The following is a 1,575-nucleotide window of genomic DNA, read 5'->3' on the forward strand; positions in this document are numbered from 1 at the left end:
ATGAACCGCCCTGTGCGGAGCCGCATGCAGGGTGGTGTGGGGGCTGGAGGCTAGACACCTCCGGCTACCCGATTATACGAACATTTCATCGTACACACTGATAGATCTTAATGCGCCGCTTAAGTCATTTTTTCCATTAAACTCATGCCTAACGGCAATAACGTCACAACCACTAGATTTACCTGCGCTAATGCCTGCTGTTGAATCTTCGAACACTATTGTATGTTCAGGTGATACATCTAAATTTGCGAGTGCAAGATTATAAGCTTCAGGATCAGGTTTATGCTTGGTTACATGCTCTTGGGTAATAACAAGATCAAAAGCTGTTTCTAACTGCAATGAAGTCAAAATATTTTCAACCATCCATGTTGCTGCCGAGCTGACAACACCACATTTTTTCCCTGCTTTTTTCAAGTGTTCAATATACGCTTTAGCTCCTGCATTCAACTCAAGTTCGTCGTTTAACATCAGTTCGTAGTGAGCTCGAAAATAACGATTAAACTCGCCTAGATCTGGTGAAATGCCCGCATGAGTAAAAAAGTGACCAGTCACAACCTGCCAACTTTCACCCATAACGTCTTTATATATATTGTGATCAACTTGAGCGCCGTAATCTGCGCAAGCCAATGCTAGAGCTTTACCCTTTAATGGCTCTGAATTTACTAACGTTCCGTCCATATCGAACAGATAAACTTCATAATCTTTCAATTTGTTCTCCATGTTAAATTTTGCGAGTTCGTATAACAAACTGTTTAAGAGTGATTCGCAACGCGTGGCATTTTTACTATGCGTTGCGTTCAGCGTATAAGGTGGTGTGCGGCGGCTTCGGTATTGCGTTGCTCACACCTTAACAGGGCGTTAGTTCCCCAGAGGAAGCAATCAATCCATAGGGAATTTTTGTTTCTGGTGGAGTACTCGCATAACTCTGATGATATCGCCCTCGACCCAATAAGAGACAATCATCGAAATCTCAGAAATAATGAGCAATCGTCCGCGGATGCCATCTCGTTGTACACCCATTAAAGGTTGTTCAAGCAAGTTTTCTACTTTTGCTTCAATGAGGTTGTCAGTTTTTTCTGCCGCATCAGGGTTGAAGTCATAGAGAAACTCGAAGATCTTTTCACGATCATTAAGTGACTCTTCTTCCCATAAAATCATTGCTTACCTCGATTACGGATTCTGGCTTTGCGCTCTTCCATTCGAGACTTAGCAGTTTGGTGTTCAACGAAAACGGATTTTCCTGAGTCAAACTTCTCAAATGCTAGGTTTACTTGTTCAGTTAGCCATGCATCGTGAGATAATGTTTTTCTTTGTTGTTCAGCGAGTTGCTCAGTAAGTTCACGGCAAGCATCACTTAGAGTTCGACCTTGGCTCTCAGCCATTTGTTGAGCTAGGCGTTTTGTTTCTTCATCAACACGAAATTGAATTCTAGTGTCCATGATGTATTCCTTTGTTGGTGTGTGTACAAATGTTAGCACTAGGCTTTGAGATGGGCAACTAATCGGGTAGCCGGAGGTGTCTAGCCTCCAGCCCCCACACCACCCTGCATGCGGCTCCGCACAGGGCGGTTCATTT

3 protein-coding genes are annotated in these 1,575 nt (G+C 43.4%); all 3 read right to left on the reverse strand.

The features are described 5' to 3' along the window. Nucleotides 1-72: 72 nt before the first annotated feature. On the reverse strand, nucleotides 73-720 hold the full coding sequence (locus tag OQJ86_RS26255; protein WP_010448839.1) for an HAD family hydrolase: 648 nt from the start codon (nucleotides 718-720) through the stop codon (nucleotides 73-75). A gap of 159 nt (nucleotides 721-879) precedes the next feature. Then, nucleotides 880-1,158 carry a type II toxin-antitoxin system RelE/ParE family toxin gene (locus OQJ86_RS26265; RefSeq protein ID WP_265992238.1) on the reverse strand — a complete coding sequence of 93 codons (279 nt, stop codon included), beginning with the start codon at nucleotides 1,156-1,158 and terminating at the stop codon, nucleotides 880-882. After that, nucleotides 1,155-1,439 (reverse strand): type II toxin-antitoxin system RelB/DinJ family antitoxin, encoded by a 285-nt coding sequence (locus OQJ86_RS26270; protein WP_005398409.1) that lies wholly within the window; start codon nucleotides 1,437-1,439, stop codon nucleotides 1,155-1,157. Before OQJ86_RS26270 ends, OQJ86_RS26265 begins: the two co-directional genes overlap by 4 nt. Nucleotides 1,440-1,575: the final 136 nt, after the last annotated feature.

It is taken from the genome of Vibrio sp. Sgm 5 (assembly GCF_026241575.1).
Taxonomy (GTDB): Bacteria; Pseudomonadota; Gammaproteobacteria; order Enterobacterales; family Vibrionaceae; genus Vibrio; species Vibrio jasicida.